The sequence below is a fragment of the Chitinophagales bacterium genome, from assembly GCA_016787225.1.
Taxonomy (GTDB): Bacteria; Bacteroidota; Bacteroidia; order Chitinophagales; family JADJOU01; genus CHPMRC01.
This window is the reverse complement of record JAEUUY010000030.1, coordinates 47,318-74,059: the sequence shown is the minus strand read 5'-3', so window position 1 is coordinate 74,059 and position 26,742 is coordinate 47,318. Positions and strand designations below refer to the sequence as shown.

At 35.5% G+C, this 26,742-nt stretch carries 29 protein-coding genes and 1 tRNA gene; 18 read left to right on the top strand and 12 right to left on the bottom strand.

Annotated features, from left to right (window positions below; all coding sequences use genetic code 11):
• Window positions 1-133 precede the first annotated feature (133 nt).
• The 3 genes from JNL75_11775 (at window position 134) to JNL75_11765 (ending at window position 1,329) form a co-directional block, all read left to right on the top strand.
• Complete coding sequence (locus JNL75_11775; protein ID MBL7790498.1) at window positions 134-421, top strand: HU family DNA-binding protein; 288 nt, start codon at window positions 134-136, stop codon at window positions 419-421.
• 160 nt (window positions 422-581) lie between these two features.
• On the top strand, window positions 582-803 hold the full coding sequence (locus tag JNL75_11770) for a 30S ribosomal protein THX (GenBank protein ID MBL7790497.1): 222 nt from the start codon (window positions 582-584) through the stop codon (window positions 801-803).
• Entirely contained in the window at window positions 796-1,329 is a 534-nt protein-coding gene (locus JNL75_11765) for a TlpA family protein disulfide reductase (protein ID MBL7790496.1), read from the top strand. Before JNL75_11770 ends, JNL75_11765 begins: the two co-directional genes overlap by 8 nt.
• Here the strand turns inward: JNL75_11765 and JNL75_11760 are convergent.
• The 8 genes from JNL75_11760 to JNL75_11725 form a co-directional block, all read right to left on the bottom strand.
• Complete coding sequence (locus tag JNL75_11760) at window positions 1,318-2,175, bottom strand: hypothetical protein (GenBank protein MBL7790495.1); 858 nt, start codon at window positions 2,173-2,175, stop codon at window positions 1,318-1,320. The genes JNL75_11765 and JNL75_11760 overlap by 12 nt on opposite strands.
• A complete protein-coding gene (locus JNL75_11755; GenBank protein ID MBL7790494.1) occupies window positions 2,099-2,911 on the bottom strand; it encodes a UDP-2,3-diacylglucosamine diphosphatase in 813 nt (270 codons plus the stop codon). The genes JNL75_11760 and JNL75_11755 overlap by 77 nt, the downstream gene beginning before the upstream one ends.
• Window positions 2,904-3,596, bottom strand: coding sequence for a hypothetical protein (locus JNL75_11750; protein MBL7790493.1), 693 nt, complete (start codon window positions 3,594-3,596; stop codon window positions 2,904-2,906). The genes JNL75_11755 and JNL75_11750 overlap by 8 nt, the downstream gene beginning before the upstream one ends.
• Window positions 3,597-4,010: 414 nt before the next feature.
• A complete protein-coding gene (locus JNL75_11745; protein ID MBL7790492.1) occupies window positions 4,011-6,773 on the bottom strand; it encodes an ATP-binding protein in 2,763 nt (920 codons plus the stop codon).
• Between the two features lie 768 nt (window positions 6,774-7,541).
• Window positions 7,542-10,265: a formate dehydrogenase subunit alpha gene (fdhF, locus tag JNL75_11740; GenBank protein ID MBL7790491.1), complete on the bottom strand. Its 2,724-nt coding sequence runs from the start codon at window positions 10,263-10,265 to the stop codon at window positions 7,542-7,544.
• Between the two features lie 21 nt (window positions 10,266-10,286).
• Window positions 10,287-10,586 carry a type II toxin-antitoxin system RelE/ParE family toxin gene (locus tag JNL75_11735; protein MBL7790490.1) on the bottom strand — a complete coding sequence of 100 codons (300 nt, stop codon included), beginning with the start codon at window positions 10,584-10,586 and terminating at the stop codon, window positions 10,287-10,289.
• Window positions 10,576-10,812, bottom strand: a complete 237-nt coding sequence (locus tag JNL75_11730) for a hypothetical protein (GenBank protein ID MBL7790489.1) — start codon at window positions 10,810-10,812, stop codon at window positions 10,576-10,578. The genes JNL75_11735 and JNL75_11730 overlap by 11 nt, the downstream gene beginning before the upstream one ends.
• Window positions 10,813-10,822: 10 nt before the next feature.
• Window positions 10,823-12,472: an NAD(P)H-dependent oxidoreductase subunit E gene (locus JNL75_11725; protein MBL7790488.1), complete on the bottom strand. Its 1,650-nt coding sequence runs from the start codon at window positions 12,470-12,472 to the stop codon at window positions 10,823-10,825.
• Window positions 12,473-12,574: 102 nt separating this feature from the next.
• On the opposite strand from JNL75_11725, the gene JNL75_11720 reads away from it, so the two are divergent.
• From JNL75_11720 to coaD, 4 genes are all read left to right on the top strand, one after another.
• Window positions 12,575-13,363, top strand: a complete 789-nt coding sequence (locus JNL75_11720) for an SDR family oxidoreductase (protein MBL7790487.1) — start codon at window positions 12,575-12,577, stop codon at window positions 13,361-13,363.
• Window positions 13,364-13,381: 18 nt separating this feature from the next.
• Entirely contained in the window at window positions 13,382-13,936 is a 555-nt protein-coding gene (locus JNL75_11715; protein MBL7790486.1) for a hypothetical protein, read from the top strand.
• Window positions 13,937-14,030: 94 nt separating this feature from the next.
• Window positions 14,031-14,681, top strand: coding sequence for a sterol desaturase family protein (locus tag JNL75_11710; protein ID MBL7790485.1), 651 nt, complete (start codon window positions 14,031-14,033; stop codon window positions 14,679-14,681).
• Window positions 14,682-14,702: 21 nt separating this feature from the next.
• Window positions 14,703-15,179 (top strand): pantetheine-phosphate adenylyltransferase, encoded by a 477-nt coding sequence (coaD, locus tag JNL75_11705; GenBank protein MBL7790484.1) that lies wholly within the window; start codon window positions 14,703-14,705, stop codon window positions 15,177-15,179.
• Between the two features lie 2 nt (window positions 15,180-15,181).
• On the opposite strand, the gene JNL75_11700 is transcribed toward coaD, so the two are convergent.
• On the bottom strand, window positions 15,182-16,546 hold the full coding sequence (locus JNL75_11700) for a hypothetical protein (GenBank protein ID MBL7790483.1): 1,365 nt from the start codon (window positions 16,544-16,546) through the stop codon (window positions 15,182-15,184).
• A 173-nt stretch (window positions 16,547-16,719) separates the two neighbouring features.
• On the opposite strand from JNL75_11700, the gene JNL75_11695 reads away from it, so the two are divergent.
• The 7 genes from JNL75_11695 to JNL75_11665 all read left to right on the top strand — a co-directional run bounded on the left by JNL75_11695 (window position 16,720) and on the right by JNL75_11665 (window position 22,058).
• Window positions 16,720-17,397 carry a hypothetical protein gene (locus JNL75_11695; protein MBL7790482.1) on the top strand — a complete coding sequence of 226 codons (678 nt, stop codon included), beginning with the start codon at window positions 16,720-16,722 and terminating at the stop codon, window positions 17,395-17,397.
• Between the two features lie 440 nt (window positions 17,398-17,837).
• Window positions 17,838-18,320 carry a hypothetical protein gene (locus tag JNL75_11690; GenBank protein MBL7790481.1) on the top strand — a complete coding sequence of 161 codons (483 nt, stop codon included), beginning with the start codon at window positions 17,838-17,840 and terminating at the stop codon, window positions 18,318-18,320.
• Window positions 18,321-18,557: 237 nt separating this feature from the next.
• Window positions 18,558-19,184 carry a hypothetical protein gene (locus JNL75_11685; GenBank protein ID MBL7790480.1) on the top strand — a complete coding sequence of 209 codons (627 nt, stop codon included), beginning with the start codon at window positions 18,558-18,560 and terminating at the stop codon, window positions 19,182-19,184.
• A 92-nt stretch (window positions 19,185-19,276) separates the two neighbouring features.
• Complete coding sequence (locus JNL75_11680) at window positions 19,277-19,687, top strand: hypothetical protein (GenBank protein ID MBL7790479.1); 411 nt, start codon at window positions 19,277-19,279, stop codon at window positions 19,685-19,687.
• An 81-nt stretch (window positions 19,688-19,768) separates the two neighbouring features.
• Complete coding sequence (locus tag JNL75_11675) at window positions 19,769-20,254, top strand: hypothetical protein (protein MBL7790478.1); 486 nt, start codon at window positions 19,769-19,771, stop codon at window positions 20,252-20,254.
• 103 nt (window positions 20,255-20,357) lie between these two features.
• The gene (locus JNL75_11670) at window positions 20,358-20,945 is read left to right on the top strand and encodes a hypothetical protein (GenBank protein ID MBL7790477.1); all 588 of its coding nucleotides are present in this window, start codon (window positions 20,358-20,360) and stop codon (window positions 20,943-20,945) included.
• A 15-nt stretch (window positions 20,946-20,960) separates the two neighbouring features.
• On the top strand, window positions 20,961-22,058 hold the full coding sequence (locus JNL75_11665; protein MBL7790476.1) for a hypothetical protein: 1,098 nt from the start codon (window positions 20,961-20,963) through the stop codon (window positions 22,056-22,058).
• A gap of 25 nt (window positions 22,059-22,083) precedes the next feature.
• Here JNL75_11665 and JNL75_11660 read toward each other — a convergent pair whose 3' ends face one another.
• The 3 genes from JNL75_11660 to JNL75_11650 are packed head-to-tail and all read right to left on the bottom strand — an operon-like array spanning window position 22,084 to window position 23,682.
• Window positions 22,084-23,106, bottom strand: coding sequence for a HipA domain-containing protein (locus JNL75_11660; GenBank protein ID MBL7790475.1), 1,023 nt, complete (start codon window positions 23,104-23,106; stop codon window positions 22,084-22,086).
• Window positions 23,093-23,419, bottom strand: coding sequence for a HipA N-terminal domain-containing protein (locus JNL75_11655; protein ID MBL7790474.1), 327 nt, complete (start codon window positions 23,417-23,419; stop codon window positions 23,093-23,095). Before JNL75_11655 ends, JNL75_11660 begins: the two co-directional genes overlap by 14 nt.
• A gap of 2 nt (window positions 23,420-23,421) precedes the next feature.
• The gene (locus JNL75_11650) at window positions 23,422-23,682 is read right to left on the bottom strand and encodes a helix-turn-helix transcriptional regulator (GenBank protein MBL7790473.1); all 261 of its coding nucleotides are present in this window, start codon (window positions 23,680-23,682) and stop codon (window positions 23,422-23,424) included.
• A gap of 160 nt (window positions 23,683-23,842) precedes the next feature.
• Between JNL75_11650 and JNL75_11645 the strand changes: the two genes are divergently transcribed.
• The 4 genes from JNL75_11645 (at window position 23,843) to JNL75_11630 (ending at window position 26,742) form a co-directional block, all read left to right on the top strand.
• Window positions 23,843-23,916: transfer RNA gene (locus JNL75_11645), tRNA-Arg, on the top strand.
• A gap of 44 nt (window positions 23,917-23,960) precedes the next feature.
• Window positions 23,961-24,878 carry a hypothetical protein gene (locus JNL75_11640; protein ID MBL7790472.1) on the top strand — a complete coding sequence of 306 codons (918 nt, stop codon included), beginning with the start codon at window positions 23,961-23,963 and terminating at the stop codon, window positions 24,876-24,878.
• 53 nt (window positions 24,879-24,931) lie between these two features.
• Entirely contained in the window at window positions 24,932-25,582 is a 651-nt protein-coding gene (locus JNL75_11635) for a hypothetical protein (GenBank protein ID MBL7790471.1), read from the top strand.
• On the top strand, window positions 25,579-26,742 hold the full coding sequence (locus tag JNL75_11630; protein MBL7790470.1) for a PorV/PorQ family protein: 1,164 nt from the start codon (window positions 25,579-25,581) through the stop codon (window positions 26,740-26,742). The genes JNL75_11635 and JNL75_11630 overlap by 4 nt, the downstream gene beginning before the upstream one ends.

Here is a 26,742-nt window from a genome sequence, read left to right as displayed (position 1 = left end):
TGACTTCGCGACCATAGAATCAAGGCTTTTCCACAATAATTTTAATTGAAAATCCTTGAGAAGTATTGTAAACAGGCGATTTGCTATAAATTTGCTCTCGTAATTAATTATTAACAACTTAAAATCTTAAAAGATGAACAAAGGAGATTTAATCGACAAAATTGCTGGTGATGCAGGTATAACTAAAGCTGCAGCTGGTGATGCATTGAATTCTTTCATGAATGCAGTAAAGTCTACTCTTCAAAAAGGTAACAAAGTTACTTTAGTTGGGTTTGGTACTTTCTCTGTATCTAAAAGAAGTGCTAGAACAGGAAGAAATCCTCAAACTGGCAAAGAAATCAAAATAGCTGCAAAAACTGTAGCTAAATTCAAAGCTGGTGCAGATCTTTCTGCTGCTGCTTCAAAAGCAAAAGTAAAGTAATTTATTCATAATATCTTACTTGTTTACTTATACTCCGCATAATTCATGCGGAGTTTTTTTTTTTGTATTAACAACAATGAATCATTGATTTTATAAAATAATTTTTTTCAACTATATTTGTCGAATACAGATTTTTTAAATTTAAAACAATAATTTTACAATGGGAAAAGGCGATATTAAATCAAAGAGAGGTAAAATAGCTAATGGTTCTTTCGGTAAGAAGAGAAAGCAAAGAAGTGCAAAGAAAACGGCTAAAGTAGCTAAGGTTAAAACTGTAAAAGTAAAAAAGGTAGCTGAAGCCTCTGCAGAACCAGAGGTGAAAAAAACAAAGAAAACGACGAAACGAACTGCTAAGAAAACAACAGACGGTACCGATGAATAAGCTATGTCTAGTAATTGGTATATGGTTTTTTACATCCTGTACCTTATCGAAAAAAGAGAACATAGCAGTCGAGCAGGGTGGAAGTTCTGCCCCGCCTGAGTCAATTGAAGCAAAGCCCCGATTTGTAGAAATTGAAGGTATAGGACCTAATGGCGATAGTGTAAAATTTTCGAATATACAAGCAAAGTATGTTTTAGTAGAGTTCTGGGCTTCTTGGTGTCCACCTTGTCGTCAGTTTAATCCTGGATTAGTCGCTTTGTATAATAAATATCAATCCAAGGGATTTGAAGTATTGTCAATTTCATTAGATCACAAGGCTGATAAATGGCAAGGTGCAATTGCCAAGGATGGTTTGATTTGGCCTTATCATATCTCAGACCTAGGTGGATGGGATTCTCATTGGGCAGTCAAGTATGGAATCGAGTCTATTCCGGCTAATTTCTTGGTAGACCCTAGCGGTAAGGTTATAGCTAACAGTCTGAGTCATGAACAACTCGATGCTACTTTAGCGAATTTACTTAAATAAAGATTCAAAATTTTTCAGCTCATAGATGCGCTTATTCTCAAAAAGAATGAGCGCATTTTCGTTTAAAGTTTGTAGTGAACGAATTGCACTTGGAAATATGGCTTTTTTCACTATGGAGAAATCAAGTATACCTTTTGCTGTAGTTTGAATTTGCAGCAAAATATTGCCTTGGCTAAGATATATCTTTCCTTTATGCTCAAACAAATTTTGACAATATTCTATTTTTTTTGTTTGACTTAAATTTCCATAATCATCAATTAGAAAAATACCATATGTCGTGTCTAAGGCTATGCAATAGTTTTTATATGGAATCATTTCTTTAGGGAAATAATACTTGTTATAGATTCTAAATGGATTGGTTTTTTGATTTACTTTTACTCCATTTTCATTTAGTTTATAGAGCATATTTTCTCTTACATCCAGTATCAATACCATTTTATCCGATGTAAAGTTTACTAAACTAGGTTCAAAAATCTGCAAAGCATCTAATTTAAAACTAGAAATTAACCCCCAGCGACTATTTTTTATTTCAACACTATTTTTATTTCGAAAATAAAATAAGTTTTTTAAAGGTGTACTGAGGTCCAGGGATAGCTGCTGTATATTTAAATTGTCTAATGTGTCATTGTAGGCCTGCTCAGAGCTAGTCCTTATTATTTTATTTTCATAAATATACCAGATATTGTTTAGTTTATCTACTTTGATATACTTCAGATTGGAATCAATAGAGTAGTTTAGTGTGTCAAGAAATGACTGTGCGCTATTCTCCTTAGAGAGAAGAATTAGGGTCAAAATCAAAGTTGTTTTTGCCACTTTCATGCTGATACAAAGATACTTCTTTTCCATCGAAGATAGCAATGGTATTGTAGTCGAGCCAATCACCTAAGTTAATGTAAATAGACGCCGTATTCGCCACTTTAGTATAAATAGGCAAGTGTCTATGTCCGAATATGAAATAGTCTATCGGCTTTTCCATTAATTTTTTTTCACAGTAGATGTATAACCATTCCTTATTATTACCTAGGTATCGTTCAGGCGTATGTGGCTGACCGTAGCGACTTTTAAAAGAAAAGTAATTGGCTAACCTTATTCCGATATCTGGGTGTATCCATCTAAAAAGAAACTGGCAGATAGAAGATGCGAAAAAACGTTTTAAAAATTTAAACTTGTGATCTCCCGGTCCTAATCCGTCCCCATGACCTATCAATATGTTTTTACCGTCCAATACTATCTCAATAGGCTCATGGTATATTTTAGCATTAAACTCATTAATAAATAAATCACTCATCCACATATCATGATTTCCTTTGAAGAAATGAAGTTGAATGCCTGCATCTGCTAATAGAGCCAGAGTCCCCAAAAATCTATAATGACCTTTAGGAACGGCATGATTATATTCAAACCAAAAATCAAATACATCGCCTACAAAGTAAATATCGCTTACTTCATCTTTTTTTTCTATAAGTAGTTCACAGATTCTCTTTTCCCTTTCTAAACTTGACTTTGCATCAGGGACTCCTAAATGAAAATCGGATAGGAAAAGATGTTTTTTCACAATATGAGTGTGATTGATTTTATTCAAAACAACATTCCTCGCAATAAAACACGAAAACTTTTTTTGTTCCTCTCGAGTTTAAAATTGGCTTATTCATAGCGAAGCGAGTGCTCTTCTCTTCGGGAGATATGTCTAGTAGAAATGGAAATACATCGTGATATTTCAGCATATAATCGGAAACAGCATGTTCTATATTTAATTTAACCTGAGATTTTGAGGCTAGGATTATGTGATACTGGGGAAAATTATCTAAGGGTCTAAACCTATTCTGATTCGTATTGAGAATAATATTCCCCTCTTCAGAAACTAAACTTTCGCAATAACTAATTGCAATATTGGAGTTGTCAATGACTCGTTCTATTCTAATTTCATTAGTAAAATCATTATCCTTAATGATAGGAATAATGGATTCCTCCCATAAAAAAACAGTTTTGAGATCGTTTAATTTGAAGAATTGCACTAGCTTATCTCCTAATTCTTTTTGAGTTGTACAGTAAATAAACTTCCCATCTTTCTCAATGAATTTTTGTGCAAAATTTAAATCAGCATCATGCGGAATTTCCACATAGGTTTTAGCATGATTATAAATCTCATTTTCGAGGACATCTTGAGGTACATAAGTGGTATACATCTTCTTGGTCAAATCAGTATCTAACTCATGTCCTTCAAGGCCTTGCGGCTTATTTTTATTATGTAATAAGTTTGAAAACATCGCTCTATGTTTGAGCAAATGTATAGCAATATCACTTAGTTGTATAGCACTACTATCTACCTAAAAATGTGATATGCTTATAAAAATGGACAAAATTTCGAATTGAAGAACTTGCCTTTTACTGCCCTTTAGCTCAGACATTAACGTAGTGGTGTCTGTGCTTACCTAATTTTACCTCATTAGATGGAGGCACAAAGACCGCTACGCTCAACTCTGCGCCAGTCATTCATGGGACATCTCCGCACTATGGGGCTGTTTCTCTAAAATGACGCATATCGTTTTGCCGCTTGCCGCAGTGGGGGATTTCGGAGCACTTCACTGTCAACCAAGCACAAATGCTGATAGGAGCACTGCACTTGATTTAACCACGTCAGCCCCCATTGCGGCAAACGGCTGTTGTGTGAAGTTTTTTTATCAAAACTTATCAATTTCGATTATCTCAATTGCTGGATGTGGTTTATTTATTATTGAAGATCTCGTGAATTTTATAGCTAAGCAATCTCCCTCTTTTATATATCCCCATCTATTCCAACCCTGATCAAAGTAATTCACAGATAAATAAAATTGTTGACCTGCGTCATTCTTTGCAAACATAAAACTTGACATTCCATAACCTTTATCCTCAGGTATATGATAGACCTTAACAATCTCATAGCCTTCCTGCTTTAACTCTTCCAGATGTTCGATATCATATCTTGAATCAAACTCGGAAGTTTTCTTATACCATTTTACCTTATGAAGAGGGTTATTATCAATATTGAAATCATAAAGATTAGAAATGAAATCTTGATTTTCCGCGCTTGTAAGATTCTCGCTTCTTAATTTTGAAATAATATTGAAGAAGTGTACAGCAACAAAATCTAAATATTTATGAATTATTTCTTGGGAGTATTCATAATTAGGATTTATGATAAAAATTAAATCCTTGATTATTTTGTTTGCTTCAACACATGCAGCATCAAAGTAGTTTTCCGCGGTCAATACAAAATTGAAAATATCGAATATTTCAGCAATTATGACTTCATTGGAAGTTATAGATGAAAATTTGAACTCAATTTTTCGTTTTAACGCAGTTGCTCTATAAACGCCAACAAGTCCTGACCAATAATCTAATTCTTTCCAATTCTTTGAGGATTCAATTATTGTGTCGTACTCACCTAAATATAAAAGGCATAAATGGTATAGTTTTGTAACAGAAAAACTAAACTTTTTATTTGTATTTGTTGGAATATTTGCCCCAGTATTTATTAACGTTTCGAAGTACTCTTTTGCTTCCTCATAATCGCTATTATAAAAATAGCATAGGGCAATTGCCAATTTAACCTTCGGTGATTGACGATCTGTTTCTTCGGCTTTTTTCAAGTAAGTTAATTCGTTAGCGAAATCCCTAAGTGCTTTAAATATTCGAGAATAATTGTATAGTAGTAAACTGTCCTTAGTTTTATATTTAATTACCTCTAAAAATCTGTCTTTTATGGAAATCACATCCTGAATATCATACTTGTTGTTTTTTCCAAGTGTTTTGTTCAAATCAGATATAAGAACATACAAGCTTTGGTCAATATCTTCAGGTATAAATTCTTCATCAAGTTCGGTAAGCCCTAATTGCTTGATTCGTGCAGATTGTTCAAGTATTTTGGATTTTCGCTTTTTGAGACCTTCTGTAATACTATTTCTTATCTCAATATTTTTTGGATTCGTTAATAGCAAATCACGAATTGAATCACTTAATTTGTAAACATCATTACCGTATTCATCTGTGCTTCTTATTATTAAGCTTGTTTTGGCAAGCTCATTTAATGATTCTATAAGGTCATCTCTGTCCATTTCGATGAAATCAATTAAATCAAGTCGTGTAGGTTGTCCAATTGCATAAATTGCTTCTAGCAATGAAATAGAATTGTTCTTTAGTGACTCTATAAGATTTTTGTAGGAAAATGAAGCGATGTCCTTTTGGGATTTAGATATGGAAGATTTAATGTCTCCACCATTTAAATACAAATCAATAGTAAGTCTAATTGCTAAAGGGTTGTTATTCGCTGCATCAGCAATTTTTTCCAGTTCATCTTGTTTAAAATCAAGTACACCTCTTTTTCTAAAATAGTTTCTTGCCAAGTTTACTGCGTGTCTCTTTACTAAAGGTTCTAAAGGGACTGTAGTAGCAGAATCTATTGAGATTCTGCTTGTCACGAGTAATTTCCACTTTAAAGGCAATAATTGATTAAATTCTATAAACTCTTTTTGAGAATCAACTAATAATGTTTCTAGATTGTCAATACAAATCAAAATATTTTCGTTTTCTAAATCAGTTAAGGCCTCATCAAATGAGCTAAACTGAAATTTATTGGAGTAAATTTTCTTGAGGTCTTCAAAAATTGAATCTTTAATTTGTTCTATACCACTAATAGCGTCTATCGTCTCAATTCCATTTGCAGTGAGTTTTTCGTTCTTTAAAGTACAAAATATTATTGCACTTAATTTTGCAGACCACAGAGGATTTAAAGATAAGTCTTTCAAATATTGAAGTACAAGAGCGGTTTTTCCAATCCCACCTGGTGCTACAATAGCTACCAGATTACTCCTGTTTTTAGATAAAACTGATTCTAGATCCTTAAATTCTTTATCCCTTCCAAGTAATCCTGTTATTTCATGATCAAAAGCCATGGGCAAAGTATTTGGAATTGCCCAATTCACATTAAACAACCATTCATCTGGTGGAGTATTTAAATTTTCTTCAATTGCAGAATTTAATGCGTTTCTAACTGAAGTTAAATTCAATCTCTCAATTAGTGGGTCGCTGGCTATTGTTGCAACTCTAAACCAATAACAATCAGGGAATGCACGATTGGGATGACTAACCGCGTTTCTGATATTAAATATTCCAAGAATTGAGCAGAGTTGTTTTAATTCAATCATTTGCGTGTGCAAACTTGTATTTTCCGTGATGCTTATTGCAAAATTGAATATTTCATCAAGATAACTTGCCTCAACTATTAAATTCAAGTTGTTTTTGTTTATGTCTCTTCCCTTTGAAGCCTCCCGTTCAACAATGGAATCCAAACTTGAAGCTGGGATATTATGTAAGACCTCATTGTCAATCACATAATTTCCTAATGATAATTCAAGCTCATAAATAACCATTGCTGTTTTAATTCTTAATTTCTGAGTATAATCCATTTTATCGATTTATATACGTTTTTTAAAATTTCACACAACTATATAACATCCGCAACTTTCTTCGTATATCCACCCTATTTTGGGTAATATCACGCAATAAATTAGCATAGTTGAGCCCCATTTTTCTAAATTTTTGTTTCAAACAAAGATAAAAGATATTCCCATAAATATGTTAATTATTCATGAATTGCTTAAAACCCTAAGTTTTACCCTCCGAGGTGGTTCGTTTAGCTAAGTCCGTTAAAATTTTATCCATGATGCTTAAAATTTTAACGAATTTGTCTAAAGCTTTATACATAGTATCCATAAACTTTGGCGACTTTACCTAAACTTTTAAGTCGTTTTCTCAAAGCTTTAGCCTTGATAGCTAAAACGACCACCTCTGCACCTAAAGGCTTGGCGCGACTGCTGGGTTTGCTTATTTTGTAACTTTACTAAAAAACAACACTAGCCCTTTAAAAAGTTTTTCTCCGTGCTTCTCCGTGTCTTCTACGTGTAACTCTGTGTCTAGCCTCTAACTAACTATCTACTGACCAATGTCCATTGATTACTTATATATTTTACTGCAAAGACGCAAAGGACGCAGAGATGAACCTTCATGATACTCTGTATATCTTAGTTTCTAGTCGCTAGCTGCTGGTTGTTTCACAGAGTTGCACAGAGCATTAGGAGGTTCATAGAGTCTCTACTCCGTGCTTCTCTGTGTCTTCTCAGTGTATCTCTGTGTCTAGCCTCTAGCTAACTGACTACCGACCACTGTCCACTGAACTAGCTAGTCACCAACTTCTTCCCTTTACTCTTTCTGATATTCACAGCTACCACTTTATATTCTGGGCACATAGCTTCCGTATCATGCTCGTCACTGGTGATGATATTGAGCATAACATCTGGGAAATGGAAGGTGGTACTCAATACGCCCTGTTTCACTTCTTCCGTAATGCGAGCCTTAATATCTACCTTGCCTCGTGGAGACTCTACGCAGACCATATCGCCTTCTTGGATAAAGTGTTTGGCGGCATCTTCAGGATGAATCATAATGACATCTTCCGTAAGAATTTGTGCATTGCCAGTGCGGCGTGTCATGGTACCACAGTTATAATGCTCGAGCTCACGATTGGTGGTGACGATATAGGGATATTCTTTTTTGTACTTTTTGAGTTCATTGCTTTCCTCCCAGTCAAAGTAGTGAAACTTACCCAAACCACGTGAAAATTGATCAATATGGATAATCTTAGCATCTGTACCATCAGGAGCTACAGGCCATTGTTTGCCATTGTTTCCTAGTTCGTCCCATTTCACACCTGCAAAGAAAGGAACAATTTGAGACACCTCTTCTAGCACATCCGCTGCATCATAGTCTGCCTGTGGGAAGCCCATTTTATTCATAATGTCCACGATGATTTGACCATCGGGTTTAGTGCCTTCGAGGGGCTCTACGACCCTCTGTACACGCTGAATACGGCGTTCACCATTGGTGAATGTTCCGCTTTTTTCTAGGAAAGAAGAGGCTGGAAGAATCACTGTGGCATACTTTGCTGTTTCAGTCATAAATATTTCTTGGACGACCAGTAAATCTAATCCTTGCATCGCTGCAATTACTTTATTGGTATTGGGGTCGGTTTGCACCACGTCCTCTCCCATGAGCCACAAAGCCTTTAGCTTGCCATGAATAGAGGCTTCAAACATTTCAGGAATTTTCAAACCTTTACCGAGTGGAATTTTCGTTTTATAAAATTGCTCGTAGTGTTTATTGATTTCTGGGTCGTAGGAACTGAGATAACCTGCGCCTTGATGCGGTTGACAACCCATATCAGCTGCGCCTTGCACATTATTTTGACCCCGAAGTGGATTGACACCTACTCCTTTGCGACCTATATTGCCTGTAATCATAGCCAAGTCTGAAATGAGCATGACGGTATAGCTACCTTGTGAATGCTCAGTAACTCCTAGTCCATGAAAAGACATGGCATTGCCTGCGGTGGCATAGGCTATAGCTGCCTTGCGAACGAGCTCTCTATCGACACCTGTTACTCTTTCCATTTCGTCGATATTTAGAGCTAAGATTTGCTCTTTGAATTCTTCGTAACCTTCGGTGCGCTGAGTTATAAAATCCTTAGCTTCCAGTCCTTCGAAAATAATGTAGTAGAGCATCATATTCAATAAGGCTACATTCGTACCGGGTTGCAATTGCAGATGATAGGTAGCATATTTTGCTATTTCGGTTTCACGAGGGTCTATGACTATTGTAGTTTTACTCTTCATCGCAAATTGCTTGAGCTTAGCCCCCGTGACAGGGTGTCCATCTGTAGGATTCGCGCCGATGATCATAATGCAATTGGTATGCTTCAAATCTTCTATAGAATTAGTAGCTGCTCCAGTACCAAAGGCTCGCTGCATTCCTAGAGCCGTAGGCGAGTGACAAACTCGAGCACAGCAGTCGATATTATTCGTGCCTATGACAGCACGGATAAATTTCTGCATCAAATAATTTTCTTCATTCGTGCATCTTGCGGAGGATATACCAGCTATGGCATCGGGTCCGTATTCATTTTTTATCGAAGTTAGTTTATCTGCTATGAAGTCATAAGCCTCGTCCCATGTGGCAGGAACCAACTCGCCATTTTTACGAATGAGAGGTGTTCGTATTCTATCGGGATGTTTGTAAAATGAAAATGCATAGCGACCTTTGAGACAAGTATGCCCTGCATTGACTTCGGCATCATAAGGTGCTCGTATGGATTTGACTTCGCCATTGAGGGTCGATACTTCTAAATTGCAACCGACTCCACAGTAGGTGCATATCGTTCTTGTTTTTTCTGTTCCTACAATCGATTTAGATTCAAAAACGTCCGAAATGGCGGATGTAGGGCAGGCCTGAGCACAAGCACCACAACTCACACAATCTGATTCCATAAAACTCGTCTCAAAGCTTTTGATAATATGACTATCAAAGCCACGTCCAGCCATAGATAGCACCAGTTCGCCCTGTACTTCTTCGCAGGCTCGCACGCAGCGATAGCAGTTGATACATTTGGAGAAATCAGAGGTCATATAAGGATGACTTAAGTCTTTTTCTCTATCTAAATGATTCTTTCCCTCTGGATAACGAACCTTGCGCACACCTACCTGAGCAGCTACATCTTGCAGCTCACAATTATTATTGACTTCACAGGTGAGGCAGTCCAATGGATGATCAGTCAAAACCAGCTCTATTATATTTTTTCTCAGTGTCAGAATAGCCTCACTATGGGTATAGATATAGGAGTTTTCCATCACGGGAGTATGACAGGAAGCTTGTGTTTTTCTACCGCCATTTTTCTGAAGCGCTACCTCTACACTGCACACTCTGCACGAGCCAAAAGGCTTAAGGTTGGGTGCATCGCAAAGGGTAGGCACATAATTGCTTTCAAAATACCGCTTGATAAATTGCAAAATAGTATCGCCCTCTTGGTATTCAAAAGCTCGGTCGTTGATAAATGCGATTTTTGTCATAGGTAAATAAATTATGTCTAACTAGATAAGTTGTGGTCTATTTTTAGGGTTCCTTTTATTATGAAAACAAGCTAAAATATTGATAATATGTTTTTCTTCATTTATTGTAAAGTATAATGAATGCGGAAATTTGTTTAGTTTCAGACTTCGAATATTTTTATAATGAGTTTTTAAATAAGGAGATTTTTGTAAAATTTCGTAGGCCGAACGAATTGTAGTTAAAAATTTTGTTGGCACATCTTTGCTGTAATTTGAATAGTAATCATACGTGTCTTCAATCTCTTTTTGAGCTCTAGGAGACACCTTGATTTTATAGTTCATTTTTCTTTTCTAATTGTTTTAAGGATTCTGCGGCAGTTATATAAGTTGACTCATCTTCTTCTAACCGTTGATCTAGAATTAACATCATCTCATCTGTCAGCTCATATGGATTCGTATCCTCTTCAATAGTTATAGTTATCGGCTTATTTTTATAAGCGGCTTTTATCGCATCAAGAATATCAGAATTTACTTCTAGCGCGGATTCTAAGTGGTAAATGGTGTGCATATTCGATATTTTATTTTAAATAATCTTTTAACTCCTCTTCGAAATACATCAAGGCATTTTTGATTGGTAAAGGTAAGCCGCCACCCAAGGCACATAATGAGCCTTTTTCCATGGTATTTAATAAATCGTTTAACAGAGTACGGTCTATTTTATAATCTTCGTTTTGTGCTTTTTTGAATAGTTCATATCCTCTGGTAGAACCAAGTCGACAAGGAAAGCACTTGCCACAGCTTTCATGCGCCGTAAATTGGAAAAGATGTTCAATATATTTCACTAAAGGAAAATCTTCTGGAATAGACACCACAGAAGCATGACCTAATAAAAATCCATGCTGAGAAAAAGACTCATAATCTACGGTCAATTCCTTAATTTTGCTTGTAGGAACCAAGCCTCCTAATGGCCCTCCAATATGCAAAGCTTTTACCTTATTGTGAAATCCACCGCCAAGTTCGTCGATAACCCTAGATAGAGATACACCCATATCTACTTCATACATGCCCGGTTTGTTAAAATGGCTATCGAGGGACACTAATTTCGTTCCAGTAGATTTAGCTGTACCTATGGAAGCATAATGGGCTCCACCTTTTTCTAAAATATATGGAATATTGGCGAGCGTCTCTACATTATTGACAACAGTAGGTTTATTGAATAAACCGACCTGCGTAGGGTAGGGAGGACGCACACGAACTTCTGGTCGCTGACCTTCAATAGAAGATAGTAAAGCCGTCTCTTCACCGCAGATATACGCCCCCATGGCTTTTATCACCTTGAAGTCAAAACTAAAACTAGATCCAAATATATTATTGCCTATTAAACTATTTTCTCGCAAAAAAGCGATACTATCATTGATTTTATCGACGGACTCTGGATATTCTCCTCGTATATAGACCACACCCCAATTGGCTCCTATGACATATCCTGTTAGAATCATACCTAAGAGTAATTTATGCGGTTGCTCTTCGAGTAAATATCTATCCGAATAAGCACCTGGGTCGCCTTCATCGGCATTACATACCACAAATTTATCGTCGGATTGGGTGTTTTTGCATGACTCTAGTTTAAATGCCATGGCAAATCCAGCACCACCTCTACCTCTTATCCCCGAAGCTTTGATTTCATTTAAAAGCTCATCGGGAGATTTAGAAAGTGAAGTTTTGAGAAGGCTATAAAACTGATTGAGGTCTTGGATTTTTTCTGTGAGAATAGGTGTGCCAATATGGGCTACAGCATATTTTTCGGTCGAGGAGGATTTAGTCTTTTTAATATCGGATAATCGTTCCACATCCTTGCCTGAATAGTTTTGACCATCGATATGAAAAGCGCTGTTTTCATGACACCGACCGAGGCAGCACATTTCACCTACCTCTTCGGCAGTAAATTCTTTTAGAATTTTGTCTTTTAATTTATCTTGAGTACGAGCAGTAAGACAAGCACTTCCATTACAGACATAAACTTTTTTGCCTTTATTCTCAGGTCTCAGAAAATCATAAAATGAAGTAGTTCCGTAAACTGTAGATTTCCCTACCAGAAACTCTTTACGCAGTTCCTCCATTTTTTCGATATCGGGTGTGCCTGTTTCCTGTGCGGCTATACCTAATTCTTCAAAAAGATTCTTATTCAATCCTTTTCTTCCTAGAAGATAACTTAAATTTTCTGGCATAAGGCTTACTTACTTTTTCTATGAAACTTTCTTAACTTACAAATTTAATATAGTTTGAGATTTCTTTATAAATAAAAATTTTGACGTACATTTGAGATTAAAATAAAAACAATAGTGAACAAATCAGCATTAGTATGCGGTGGTAGCAAAGGAATAGGTTTTGCTAGTGCTTTAAAGCTGGCAGAAATGGGATATACCATAACTCTTCTAGCTAGAAATGAGAGCGATTTAACGGATGCTTTAGCTAAGTTGCCAACTCCTAACGGACAAGTCCATCATTATATAGCAGCAGACGGAAATGATTTGAAAGGATTGGAAGCCAAAGTTGCTGCCAAAGCAATTGAAATAGGAAAGCCATATCTCATTTTAGTCAATAACTCTGGTGGTCCTGCAGCTGGTCCTGTGTCAAGTGCAAAGATAGAAGAGTTTGAAGCAGCATTTCGTCAGCATGTATTAGTTAATCATACACTCGTATCAATTCTTAAACAAGGGATGATAGACTCAAAATTTGGTAGAATCATCAATATCATATCGACTTCTGTGAAGCAACCCTTACCTAATCTCGGGGTGTCCAATACCATACGAGCAGCCGTGGCGAATTGGTCTAAAACTATGGCCAACGAATTGGCTCAGTTTGGAATTACAGTTAATAATGTGCTGCCTGGAGCGACAGCCACAGATAGATTAAACGCTATCATTGAAAATAAGTCTAACAAAATGAATTTGTCCAAAACTACCGTAGAAGAGGAAATGATCAACGAAATACCCATGAAGCGATTCGCAAAACCCGCAGAGGTAGCGGCAGCAGTAGCTTTTTTGGCATCAGACGAGGCATCCTATATTACAGGAATTAATATTCCGGTAGATGGAGGGCGGACTGCTAGTTTATAAATTTATAAATCCATTAAAATGACAAATAAAATTACAGCCACCATTCTAACATTCTTTCTTTGCTCAACCCTTTGGTGCCAGGACAGAGGGAAGGCGGATATTAAAAGTGAGTTAACGAAAGTAGAACCTGCAGCAGCAGAATTGGGAACTTTTGTCAGCAACACTCCCATGCATGATTTGACGATTTACCCCAATATGCCTAATATGGTCAAGCATGCTATTTTATTGGAATCTATGCCCAATGAAAAAATATTAAAAGTCGAGTTTTATGCGGTTTTGAGTTCAGAGGTGGATTATTGCAATAAACATTATCTCTTGGGTGATTTTGAAATGAAAAACCTCGAGGGATACGGCTACCCTTACTATATTTTTAACACGAATTCTCAGATAATATCGACGAAAATGGGTTGTGAGACGAATGCGAAAAAAGTGATGAATGTGGCTTCTGGTAAGACTGAGACTGTAAAGTATGTCAGTTTAATGCCTATAGTGATATATGCCCCCAAAAATATCGATATAAAGTATAAAATTTGGAAACAGGATCTTAAAGAATTGGATGCTAGGAGTTTCTAGCTTTGTTCTTTGTGAGTTAGTTATCATTTTTATCAATTCCTAACCTCTTTTTTAAGTCAAAGTTGATAAATTTGCACTATTAAAAACTTGTATAATGAGCCAGCAGAAAAATTTCGTTTCTCTAAAAGATGAAACTATTCGGATGTTTGACAATCCTATTTTAGATTGGATGTCGAGAATACATTGGGTAACTCCGCTTATTGTTTGGGTGCCTGTCGTTCTCTATTGTTTGTATCAGGCTATTTTCGTCTATCAGTTTGGGTTTATAAAAGTTCCAGTTTTATTTTTAATAGGTCTTTTTATCTGGACCTTATCAGAGTATTTCGTACATAGATTTATATTTCACTATCACCCTACGAGTGACTTTGGGAAACGAATTAGTTTTCTTATGCACGGCGTTCATCACGATTATCCAAATGATTCCAAGCGATTAGTGATGCCTCCAATCATGTCCATAATATTGGCAATTCCTTTTTATCTTTTTTTCCACTTCGCCTTTGGCGGCGGCGGTGCCACATTTGCAGCCTTTGCGGGCATGGTGGTTGGTTATCTTGTATATGATATGATGCATTATGCCTTGCATCATGCTAAGTGGAATAATCCATATTTTGAGAAGCTAAAAAAACATCATATGGCTCATCACTATGTCCATCCAGATGCAGGATTTGGAGTGAGCAATATGTTCTGGGATGTGGTATTTCATACCGAGTTAGAAGAAGCCCGCAAAAAGGCTCATGGTGAATAGTTTAATTTAACAATAGCGAATTTGAAAATAGCCGTCTTCCCGGGGTCTTTTGATCCTATCACAATAGGTCATGTGGATATTGTCAAGCGAAGTATTCCGCTTTTCGATAAAATCATAGTAGCTATCGGGGTCAATACTCAAAAGAAATATCTCTTTACTCTCGACCTGCGTAAGGATTGGATACAGAAAGTGTTTAAGGATTGTCCTACTGTGGAGGTGTCACACTATAATGGACTCACGATTAATTATTGCAAGGAAATAGGCGCAGAGTATTTATTGCGAGGTATACGATCCGCTTCCGATTTTGAATATGAAAAGACAATAGCTCATCTCAATCATAGTATGGAATCAGGTATTGAAACTATCCTCATGCTTTCTCCTCCTGAGTACTCTTCAATTTCATCTACCATTGTTCGTGAAATCATACTAGGCAAGGGCGATGTGAGTAAGTTCGTGCCGAGGGAGATAGTAGGTGACTTATATAAGGTAACCCTATAATGTTATTTTTCTTCTCGAAGCTTCGTCAGTAATTCATTAGCTTTGGATGTTATCCATTGCTTTTCAGCAATTCGCTCTGTTTGATTGATTTCAAATAATATACTTTCTGCCTTTTTAATATCTATAGTTTTATTTAATCGATTGAGAAATCTCATAAAATTATTATTCGATTCCTTGTAGACTTGATTTATAGTTTCATTTCTGTGAATATAAACTTTAAAAGCGTTCAAATAATTGTCTACCAAAACTCTTTCTCCCATTTCATAGAAGCTCATTACTTGTAATCTTCGTAACTCTAAATCTTGAAAAACATCAAAAGTTTTGTAGGTAATGAGAATATCTAATACTCTTTGATAGTCTTTTGCAGCAAAGGCGAATTTAGCATCACATAATCGAAGCGTCATGCCTATTTCACTGCCTAAATGAGATATTTTATTCTCTGCGAAAACTTCATCAAACCACTCTTTGGAGTCATATCGAATGCATAACGTAGCCAGGTTTTTTATGGTTTGTATACTCAAATTGGTGTAAAACTCGGATTGAACCTTCGTGACCATCAATTGAAAGAGTTGGAGGATATGGTGCTGTGTAAGCCCCCAACTGTTATATTGAATATAGAGAACATTGATAGTGGTAAGAAAGCAATTTCTTAGGCTAGAAGCTGAGATTTTTAGTTCTACTTTTTCTAATAAATTAAGAACTTGTATGTAAGAATCTTTATGCTTATATATATTCAGAGTAACTAATTCCTTGAGCAAATTTAATTCTGGTTCGTCCACTTGAAAAATTCGCATTACCTCAAGTAATTTTTCAAAATAAGCTATCTGTTCTTTATCATCCTTATTTTTAATATGTCCTACGGTCAGAGATGCGCAGATATCTTCGAGGCATCGATATAGAAAATCATGAACATTGGCTGCACTAGGCACATAAAACTGAGAAATACCTGCTCGATAACTGGCTTGCTCATTTATCTCAGATAGATATATCTCTAGTTGATAGCGAAGTGGGTTGGTAATTTCAGGATTATTAATCGCGTTTTTAGTGAGCTCTAAAAAGTAATTTTTATTTGAATTGGGGTTGTAATGATAAATACTTAAAAGCATATTTCTCTTAGCCTCTTCCATATTATTATAAAGAGCTTCTGCTTCTATTGCTTTAATTACCTTATCTATGAATTCCTTAGAAGGTTTTCTTTTATGTATAGACTCGTATAATACCATTGGCTCTTGCTCTGCGTTTTCTATGAATTCAGAGATAAAAGCCCTAATCTCCAACTCATATAAAGTCCAGTTGTATTTTGATATTTTGGGCCTGATATCAATTAAAAGGCGGGCAAGATGGTATATTTTTTTATCTAATTTCAATAGAATGTTTTTAAAATGTAATGATTCAAATTGCTGAAAATCTATTTATTATGTTTTAAACTACTTCAAATTAAACAAATATAAAATATTAATCATAGAAAAATGTAATTTTATAACATAAACACAAGTTGCATCTTTGCAGTAAAATTATTTAAATCTAAAAAATTATTTATATGAACAAGAAGTTAATTTTCGCCCTAATAGCGCTGATACTTATAGGAATATTTTACTGGGTATGGAAAATGGTTCCAAATTCTGAAACGAGCTACAAGACCCAAGTTATTAAAATGAACGACTCTACCTATTTAGTGAAATGGGATACCCCAGCTGTAGCGCCTAAGTCATACAAAGTTAGTTTTAATCACCAAGGTGGTCAAAAGGTTTTATTCCAGTCTAATACACTTAATTCTATCCTTCTTCAGAATTATAAATTTGTAAAAGATGTGGTCGTAGGCCCTGCGAATTCTATCGCTACACCCATTATAGCCGAAGTTGATATAGATATTGTATCTATGGATGCGGCATTAAACCTTAATCCTATATTGGCTAGTAGCGATGTACTGAGTGGCAATAGCGGATTGGCTAGTGGCTCAGCTATCAATCAATTTTTAGATACTTATGAAGATGATTGTACTCAACTAGGTAGTATTAAATATAAACTAAATTATTTAGTGGCTAATTCAATTAATTATACAGAGCCCGGCAATTCCATTGAAGTGAATAGCAGCGAGGATATCAATCAGGACAATAAAATAGATCAAGAGTCGAATATTAAAAATGCAATTCAGGTTCTTCCAGCTTTCAATGGAGTGAGAAAAAATCATATTATTCGACGTCTTAAGTGTAATTAAAGCTTAGCCGCCCCCATCGGCAATTATCTAAGCATTTAATCTAACTTTAGTTAAGCTTTTAATGAGTGCAAAGTCACCTATAGGCGAAGCCTTGCCCATATTATTCACCTAAAATTTATATAAAATGAAAAAATAAATCACAATTCAACAACTCAATTCTAAAACGAAAAGTAAAAAAATAGATCGATTTGAGATTGCACTAACAAACTCTGGCACAAGATTGAAACTGATATAGTCAAACAACAATTTTCAAATACTTATGTTTTTCTTACCAAGTTAATAAAAAAAATCATTAATCAATTAAAACAAATCAATATGATACCCATATATGACAAGGATGACTTAAAGTCCATTCTTTGGATTAAATATTTAGGCTTCGGACTCATTATACTATCCCTTTTGATTCTGATGTCAGAGATAATAATAAAATTATGGAAACTATGATACCTAAGTCTGCTTTAGATATTTCACATCTTATGAAAATGTATGATTGTCCACTAGCAGCGGAGTCCATTGTGAGGCTAATTGCAAATTATTGGGAGCAATATCGCGATCAGAGTAGTGAGAACATATTGCACCTAGCATTAAGCAGAGCACAGCGCTATACGGACAATTTATGGCAACCACTTTCAGACTCAAGTTGTGGACAAGGTTACAATTATGGTCTCATGATAAAAAAGAGCGGAAAACCCTATAGTCGTCCACTCCAGTTGTATTATCCTCGAGGACTTTTTCCTCTTTGCTGGTATGAGAATTATGAAAAACTTGCCAAGTTAACTGGCTATGACATTTTGCTTCAACCTGATTTATTGCTCACCGCAGAAGTCAGTGCAGCCGTTTTGATACAAGATATAATTCATGGTGTATCGGTATCTGACGAGTATAATACTTGCTCACCCCTAAATCTAGGTAGAGATATCTAGGGATTTACAAGGGTAATAATATGAGATAGTTTTGCAGTACAAATAATTACAAAGTCATAAGCAAATCCGGATAGCATGTGATAATGTAAACAAGTTCCTGACAAACTTTAAAAAAGCCAGCGTCGGTATCCGAAAACACGAGAGCAGAGTAGGATAAAAAACAAAATTCACTATCTTTTAAAAGTAAAATAAGATAGGGGTAAAAAATAAATTTTTAAACTTTTAAATTTTAACGAAATGAAAAAAAATTTAGCAATTATAATAACAGTATTATTTATTCAAGTCACCTCAGCACAAAATCCAAACACATGTTGCCCTCCCATAATAAAGGATGATATCTACCAAAATTTATTTAAGACTGAACAAAATCCAGGGAACATTTTGTCTCCTTACTACTTAACGTTTAAACCCACAAATGCGTTTAAAAATAAACTTTCAGCATATGTCAAGTACCTTATGCAGTTATGTCCTGGAAAAAAATTTGTAGTTACCTACGAAGTTTTTAAGGTAAATGCTCCTGGTATTCCTCCTAGTAATCCAAAATATGTATGTACGGAATGGTATATATTTCAAACTGGTAATGAAGCAATTGGTGATGTCCAGTTTGGGTCAAATGCATACTGTGTAGCAGCAGAGGCAAATCCTTCATTACAGGGCAAATGGTTTCAGGTTGGAGAAACTTATTGTTTTAAAGTGTCTGTAGCCAGTGAACCAAGTCCAAATTGTTTTTCAAATAATTGCCAACCTGGCCTTTTTTGGGTTAAGTTTAATAATCCTGTAAGTGGAATTGCCAAAAATTCAAGTGGTGCTGGCGTTCCTAAGTTTGAAGTCTATGATGAATCTGGTTTAAAACTCTCCAAGTAAAAGTAAGTGTATCGAGTTAACCGAAAATCGTTTCTTAGCAAGATAAACAGAGTAGGTACATTTTAAAATTACAAAATATTAAATTTCAAATTATGAAAAAAATTATCATGCCAATCACAGTATTAATAGCTTCAGTTCTCCTTTTTTCATTTGCATTGAACAAAAACTTCAATGTTGAAACCATCAAATTTAGATGTAATGTGAGATTGGGGACATCGACCTTTGTTGAGGTTAAGTCAACTGGCAATACTGGAGCATGGGTTAGAGTCACAAATTTTGGCAGTTATGACCAAAAATTCGGCCCCATCGCTAGTACTACCTATAATACGCCAAGCTTGAACCTTACAACAGGAGCTACCTACAATGTATCAATTGTAGATATCAATGGTACCATGCTACATAAGCCAGGTGGGGGTACAATGCAATGGAATTTGGTAGCACCAGATTGCAATCCTAGAAGGCAAGAATTACACATGAATCATGATATTAAGCCAAAACAATAGAAATCTAAAGTAAATCTCGACCACGCCGAAAAACGAGTTTAAATAATCGAGTAGGCTTTTTTAAACTAAAAATTATTTAAAATGAAAAAAACAGTAAAATTGTATTCATTAATCGTATTTCTAACAGTGTCCATTGTTAGTGTATTCGCAGCTCCGAGATTTGGTTTGGCAGGGCAAGGAACACCAAATTATAAGTCAGATGGAACCATGATTTGCGATCCTGGTTGGCACTGGTGCAAGACAATGTATATGGAAGTAGGAATAAATCGTTCGGATTTATTTATTTTTGAAGCAACAGAAAATGGCGACATTATAGTGACCCTTCCTGCAGATTTTCACAAGCGATTTGCAAAAATGTTGAACAAAAATGTACTGACAATTTCGCATAACGTTATGTTAGATTCTAAGTTAAGTGAACTTTTAAAAACAGACTTAAAAGTTAGCAATTTAGATGGCAATATCGTAATAAAACCTGGACAATTTAAATTAGTCAAAGGTAAAGAAGGTCGCATGTCAATTAGCTTAAGAAGGCATGATTATGTCGGTCATGTAACACTTCTAAAGTAATTTGCTTCGCTCGACCCTGCCGAAAAACGAGTATAAATAACCGAGTAGGCTTTTTTCCATTTAATTTTTTTCTATGTTCAAATTGAAATTCAAATTATTTCTCATGGCAGTTGTATTTGCATTAAGTTATATGCTAGTATTGACTTCCTGCTCCAATTCTCTACCGCCATCACCATGCGTGGATAATGCTAGCAATGAAACTTCTAATATATGGAGCGGACTAGGCTCGCTTGGCTATCAAATAGAGTCCATCACAGGATGTGTAGAAAAGAGAATCGACTTTGCAGTAACAGCCAACAAGACACTATGTTCTGTGGGATTTCAGGGAAATGATAGTGCTTTCGCTACTAATAATCCATACAAGATTCAAATCCTACAAGTGAACGCAAGTGGTGGTATGACTTTAGTATATACTGGAAGTCAAGTAATGCAAAATTTCGCATGGCACAATCTGACAACTCCTGTCACTTTAACTCCTGGGAATGTCTATATTGTTATTGTTTCTTTGACCAATCCTGCACCTTCTTATCATCATAGTTTTCTGCATTACAAGCATCCAAGTAGTTCACTAATTCCTTATCCTCGCTCATTCGGCAGTCTGACAATGATAGCTAGTGTTATGAGTCTAGGATCCCCTTGCACAAACAATGGAGATGAAACACTTCCTATGATTAAGCTAATTATGTACTAAGAATTTATAAAACTCATGAAAAAAACAATATATACTTTTTTGGTCCTTGCTACAAGCATTCAATTATCTAGTCAAATCGTGATTCATAAGATTGATAGTATGGTTATGAAAGGTGAGCATAAAACTCTTTTCTGTAGGGATAGTTTTGGTAAAAATTATCAGATAGTGTTAAAAGAGCAAACGCTAGATAGTTTGCACGCAAAAAATAGCTATGAACCGTCCAATATCTATCCTTCAGATACCTCAACCAAAACTGCAATGAATGATAAACCTAAGGAAAAATATCATCAGTTTAATACCAACCTAGGGTTAATGTTAGGTTCTATATTTGAATGGAATAATACAGCAGGTACTCCAGACAAAACTGGACTGGCATTTAATATTGGCTTAGACTTTACTCATAGATACAATAAACCAACTTCAAAGATTAGTCTATCTAATGAACTGCACTATGTATGGTCTGTGCAGAAAGATGGTCTGTTAGATACCAATCATTTTCAAAATGGTCAAGATGAGTTGATGACGCTGCATGATTGGTCTATAGGCTTTACAGAAAAGAATAAGTGGAATGTTAATTTGATAACAAAGTTTAGTACTTCACTATTTCATACTTTTGATGGTAATTATTTTGCTGACATTACAGGACTAGGTCGTATTCGCTCTCCATTGAGCCCTTTTATCATTAATTTAGCTCCTGGGATTAAGTATAATGTAAACGATGATTTTAGAATTTCTATATCGCCATTCTCTGCAGAGCTATATGGGGTAACTAATTCAGAGATTAGCTCCAAAGGCATTTATATTACGGATACCTTGGCTGGTGGACAATATAAGAAAGGAATCATCCGTAAAGAAGGAGTCGAACTGAATCTTTGGTTTGATAAACAAATTAAGGAATGGCTAAACTTTCAATGGCGTTTGACCCTATCGAGTGATTATAAGCAAGGATTCTTGAATAATGCAGTGGCTGACGGTTTGTTTATCACCAAGCTAAAACTAATTAAAGATATCTACGTCACTCATAGATTTACGCTAAACGCCGACTTATTCTCAAATCTGACCAAACCATTCATGACTCAAAATATACAATTGAGTTATAGTAAAAGTTTTTAGTGATTACTAAAAGTAAAAAAACATATTATCCTATCCCCAATTGCTTATACCTATGCTTTAGAGTTTTTTGGTATTCTAACTTCAGTTCACTAGTCATAAAACTTTTATCTATGACGGTTTTCATTTCAGGTAGAGCGTATTGAAATAACTCGAGGGTATTGTCAAGAACTTTTTTCCCAAGTCCACTATTCTCAAAGGCAGAGAGAAAGTCATTGTAGTTCAATTTTCGCTTTTTGCCATTGAGTGTAAGGGCGAGCTCTTCAGGATCTTTGGGATTGACTAGGGCAGTTGGGACTAAATCATAAGCTGGACTGAGACTCATACCCTGTCCTTCTTTTTCCAAGAGGGAAAAATTTTTCAAATGCATATCAGCATTTCCAGTGAAGAAACTAAACAATACTTGCTCATAAAAATTACTGACATCAAGAAGTGGCGATGAGGAGTATTTCAATATTAGCTTAGCGACTTGTTCATGACTGCCCTTGTATTTGTCTTCGGTCATGCGTTCGCAGAGCTGGCACATGTCTTCCATATGCAGCTTACCCTGACGTGTTCTGTCCACACGCTTAGTTATATAGCAGAGTGTCCCATCCTCGAGATAGATAAGGCTATGCGGAACTGTGGCTATACCGCATACATTCGCCATATGCATAGTCGCACTCTCTAGCTCGGGGAGCTGCTTATAAAACTCGGAAGGTGGCTTTAATATGTAGTCGCCATAGAGTCCTACTATAGTTAGTTTTTTGACCCAATTTTTATCTTCTTTTCGATGCAAACTTAGCGATACCTTCGCTTGTACGCCTGTGACTGCCATTTGACTTTGTATCACTTGTGTCGCGAGGTCTTGGAGATTTGAAAGTTTATATTTTAATTGTGGCGTATGCAGCTGTCCATAAAAGCGTTTATTGCATGCTTGATGCAAGTAGGTATCTTGCTCATGCAATGGCTCATAGCAATGCAGACAGCGTCTCCCATAAAATAAAGCAGCCTCTTCTACACGCTCTGCGTTTTGGTTTCTTGCTAAAAATTTCTTCTTATAATTCTTCATTTTTGATTACACTTATAGCTCCTATGGTATCTTGACAGCACGTCAGCAGGAGACCCATTCTATCTCTATAATTTATCTTCCAATTTTTTTCTACTATATCGAGCAGCCAACCTTCTGGTATGAGACCATCAAAGAAAGAAAAGAGCGTTTTGCTTTCATAAGTTTCAGCCTGCAGTGGCATTGTCATACTAATTGGCTCTGATTTTTCAGCTTTTAAATAGTCTTCATCATATTGAAAATAATACCCCTCTTCATTTTCATAAATGATACCACAGTACTTATTTTTATATAAGACTTTTCCACTCCTATTCATATTTATTTATTTAATAATTTTTCTCTATTCATATGCACTGGACCTAATTCCTCGCCAAATAGTCGGAGTACGTCGTTTACTTTATCCATTCGTAAGGACAATTTGCCTTGTTCCAGATCCCTAACAAACCGCAGTCCTACACCAGCTTTCATAGCCAGTTCTGGCTGAGTTAGCTTGTTTTGTTTCCGTTTTTGTTTGATATGTAAACTTAAATTGGTTAGATTTTCTTTCATACTTATATCATTTATGGTACAAATATACAATGTTTTGATTAATTAATACCACAAATGGTATAAAAATGCGAATTTTATCAATTAATATACCCTTTAAGATATAATTATTCATTTTCCTCGTCGTTATTCATTGGGTCAGATTCTAATGAATAAATCGGGTTTATATTTATTATATTTGCACTCGCAAAATGGCTCCGTGGCGCAATTGAATAGCGCATCAGATTTCGGCTCTGAGGGTTGGGGGTTTGAATCCCTCCGGGGTCACTAAAAAAGTAATCAGTTTATAGTCGCAGTAAAATAGTCATACTGTGACTGTAACTGAAAGCTGTGATCTGATATATATGACCTCATACTTCAATATTGGTGGCGTTCCTGAACATTTTAATATTCCTTTACGAAAGGCTATTGACGAAGGAGTTTTTAGTCTTAAAAATATGGAACTCATATGGAAAGACTATAAAGGTGGGACAGGTGACCTAGTCAAGGCAATACGCGAAAAACAAATCGAGATAGGTATTCTACTGACCGAAGGTGCAATTAAGGCTATAGCAGATGGAGCACCGATGAAAATAGTGCAAGTCTATGTCAATTCTCCTTTGTACTGGGGTATTTATACTGGCAAGAATTCTTCGATTTTTAAGTTGGAAGATGCGGTAAACCCTGTTTTCTGCATTAGTAGATATGGCAGCGGATCACATCTTATGGCATATTTATTATGTCGAAGGCAAGGATGGGAAACTAAAAATATAGACTTTGTAGAAGTAGGAAATTTTTCTGGTGCGCTCAAAGAGTTTAATCATAATCCAAATAGGCTTTTTTTATGGGAGCGCTTTATGACTAAGCCCTATTTAGATAGTGGCACATTGCGAAAAATTGACGAAATTCCTACTCCGTGGGCTTCATTTAGTATTGTGGTTCATGATGATTTATTAAGAGAAAATGAAGATAAAGTGATTGAGTTATTGAAACTAGTATCTGATTACACTTATAAATTCAAACAAAATACGCTAGACTCTATCGATTATATTTCCAATTATTTTGAGTTTTCAGTGTCAGATATGAAGAACTGGATTCAAGACACGGATTGGAATTATTTATTGGATGTTCCTTACCCAAAACTGGAAATAGCCCTAAATTTTCTAAAAGAAGTTCAACTTGTAGATAATACTTTTAATCTTCACACTCTTTGTCCTGATGACAATTTTTGGACGAAATGTTCGTTATAAGACATTAAAAAACTGTTTCAAACAAGATGAATTATATCTCGCACTTCTATTCTTTGGAAAATAAAAGTGCGTATTCTTCTTTAGGAGTTCTTTTACCGGATATATTTCCGCGTTTTTCATATTTTCATAATAAATTTTTCTTAAGATTTGATGTATCTAAACTTTCTATAGAGGAGGAAGAAATTTGGAGAGGAATTACAGTTCATTATAGTGATGATATATTCTTTCACGAATCTACCTTTTTTAAACATGGTATGCAGAGAATAGAGGAAGAAATGAAAAAGGATCCATGCTTATCTAATTTAAAAAGAAAGTATTTGATATCACATGTATTATACGAGTTAATTTTGGACCATTTAATTATTCAGCGTTTCCCAAATATAGTTTATGAAATTTATAACCATTTAGAAGTTGCTGATATTGGTGTCCTAAATTCGTTCCTAACCAAAATAATTGGAGAAATTAACGATATTCAAGTATTTTTGGAGTCGTTTAATAGATTTTTAAATAGAAGATTTTTAAATTTTTATAAAGTTGATTGTAATTTGGTGAAATCGCTTCATATGGTGTCAGGGAAAATTAGCCAATGGGAATACAATGATTTGATGGTAGATAAGTTTACTGAGATCATAAGAAAGATGAAAAATGAGATTGACTTTGATGAAGTATTTGATAGTATACTTAAACATAAAGAGATAGCGTGAGGCGATTATTATTGATTTGGTGCTTGATTTTTGGTTTTTCGGATTTAAGCAGTCAGGCTGTTCGAAAATATTCTAATGAGTTTTTGAAAATAGGTGTGGGAGGAAAGTATCTGGGAACAGGTGGGTCACTGGTAAGCTCAGAGTCAGACCCCGCTACTGTTTTTTATAACCCAGCAGGAGTCGGAGCGTTCGATCGAGTAGCAGTTTCAGCTATGCACAATTCCTATTTTGCTGGTATTGCTAATTTTGATTATGCAGGCGTGATTTTTCCTTTAAAGTATCGGCAAAATATCGGAGTTAGTTTGATACGTTTCGGAATAGATAATATCCCCAATACCATTCAATTGTATAACCCCGACGGCAGTATCAATTATGATAGAATAAGCTCTTTTTCCGTTTCTGATATGGCGCTTTTTTTAAGTTTTGGTAAAAGAGTACGAGATACTCAAGGATTGAGTTTTGGAGGCAATGTAAAAATTATAAAGCGCGATTATGGAAGTTTTGCAGGCGCTTGGGGATTTGGGATAGATGCAGGAGCACAATATACTTCCGATAAGTATAGTTTTGGCGTTTTTCTTCAGGATATTACTACTACTTTTTCAAGTTGGAATTTTTCTTTCGATGATTCTACTAAAAAGGTGTTTGCTGCTACAGGTAATGAAATTCCAACATCATCTAGTGAGATAACTTTGCCTAGTATACATTTTGGTGGTCAATATAATTTTTTATTTGGTAATGGTAAACAATTAAAGTTTTCTCCTATGGCTAAGATTACAGTTTTCACAGAAAAGCGCAATGTGCTTCTGCCAGGTCCGGTTAGCGCAGATGTATCATTAGGTGGGGAATTTGGAATATATAACATTGCCTTTATAAGATTTGGATTGAATAATTTTACGAAGGCAGTGAACGATCTCGGCGAAGATTATTTAAGTTTTATTCCCTCTGTTGGAGCAGGCTTTAGACTCAATCAATTTGATATTGATTATAGTTATAACAATGTAGCCAATGCAGGGATAGGTCTGTACTCACATGTATTCTCCTTGTCATACAGATTCAAGAAAAAAGATAGATATAGCAGACCAAATGTTGCACCAGAAAGTAGTCCATCTAATCCAAGCTCTCCGGTCAATACCGATAATGTTCCAGTAAAATTAGATTAG

Bases quoted from the DNA above. Each gene is read 5' to 3' on its own strand.
- JNL75_11670 (MBL7790477.1), top strand. From the start codon at position 20,358: ATGGCAGTTGTATTTGCATTAAGTTATATGCTAGTATTGACTTCCTGC.
- JNL75_11760 (MBL7790495.1), bottom strand. From the start codon at position 2,175: ATGGAAAAGAAGTATCTTTGTATCAGCATGAAAGTGGCAAAAACAACT.
- JNL75_11725 (MBL7790488.1), bottom strand. From the start codon at position 12,472: ATGCCAGAAAATTTAAGTTATCTTCTAGGAAGAAAAGGATTGAATAAG.
- JNL75_11690 (MBL7790481.1), top strand. From the start codon at position 17,838: ATGATACCTAAGTCTGCTTTAGATATTTCACATCTTATGAAAATGTAT.
- JNL75_11745 (MBL7790492.1), bottom strand. From the start codon at position 6,773: ATGGATTATACTCAGAAATTAAGAATTAAAACAGCAATGGTTATTTAT.
- JNL75_11665 (MBL7790476.1), top strand. From the start codon at position 20,961: ATGAAAAAAACAATATATACTTTTTTGGTCCTTGCTACAAGCATTCAA.
- JNL75_11695 (MBL7790482.1), top strand. From the start codon at position 16,720: ATGAACAAGAAGTTAATTTTCGCCCTAATAGCGCTGATACTTATAGGA.
- JNL75_11735 (MBL7790490.1), bottom strand. From the start codon at position 10,586: ATGAACTATAAAATCAAGGTGTCTCCTAGAGCTCAAAAAGAGATTGAA.
- JNL75_11680 (MBL7790479.1), top strand. From the start codon at position 19,277: ATGAAAAAAATTATCATGCCAATCACAGTATTAATAGCTTCAGTTCTC.
- fdhF (MBL7790491.1), bottom strand. From the start codon at position 10,265: ATGACAAAAATCGCATTTATCAACGACCGAGCTTTTGAATACCAAGAG.
- JNL75_11730 (MBL7790489.1), bottom strand. From the start codon at position 10,812: ATGCACACCATTTACCACTTAGAATCCGCGCTAGAAGTAAATTCTGAT.
- JNL75_11715 (MBL7790486.1), top strand. From the start codon at position 13,382: ATGACAAATAAAATTACAGCCACCATTCTAACATTCTTTCTTTGCTCA.
- JNL75_11710 (MBL7790485.1), top strand. From the start codon at position 14,031: ATGAGCCAGCAGAAAAATTTCGTTTCTCTAAAAGATGAAACTATTCGG.
- JNL75_11765 (MBL7790496.1), top strand. From the start codon at position 796: ATGAATAAGCTATGTCTAGTAATTGGTATATGGTTTTTTACATCCTGT.
- JNL75_11685 (MBL7790480.1), top strand. From the start codon at position 18,558: ATGAAAAAAAATTTAGCAATTATAATAACAGTATTATTTATTCAAGTC.
- JNL75_11775 (MBL7790498.1), top strand. From the start codon at position 134: ATGAACAAAGGAGATTTAATCGACAAAATTGCTGGTGATGCAGGTATA.
- JNL75_11660 (MBL7790475.1), bottom strand. From the start codon at position 23,106: ATGAAGAATTATAAGAAGAAATTTTTAGCAAGAAACCAAAACGCAGAG.
- JNL75_11675 (MBL7790478.1), top strand. From the start codon at position 19,769: ATGAAAAAAACAGTAAAATTGTATTCATTAATCGTATTTCTAACAGTG.
- JNL75_11655 (MBL7790474.1), bottom strand. From the start codon at position 23,419: ATGAATAGGAGTGGAAAAGTCTTATATAAAAATAAGTACTGTGGTATC.
- JNL75_11770 (MBL7790497.1), top strand. From the start codon at position 582: ATGGGAAAAGGCGATATTAAATCAAAGAGAGGTAAAATAGCTAATGGT.
- JNL75_11750 (MBL7790493.1), bottom strand. From the start codon at position 3,596: ATGTTTTCAAACTTATTACATAATAAAAATAAGCCGCAAGGCCTTGAA.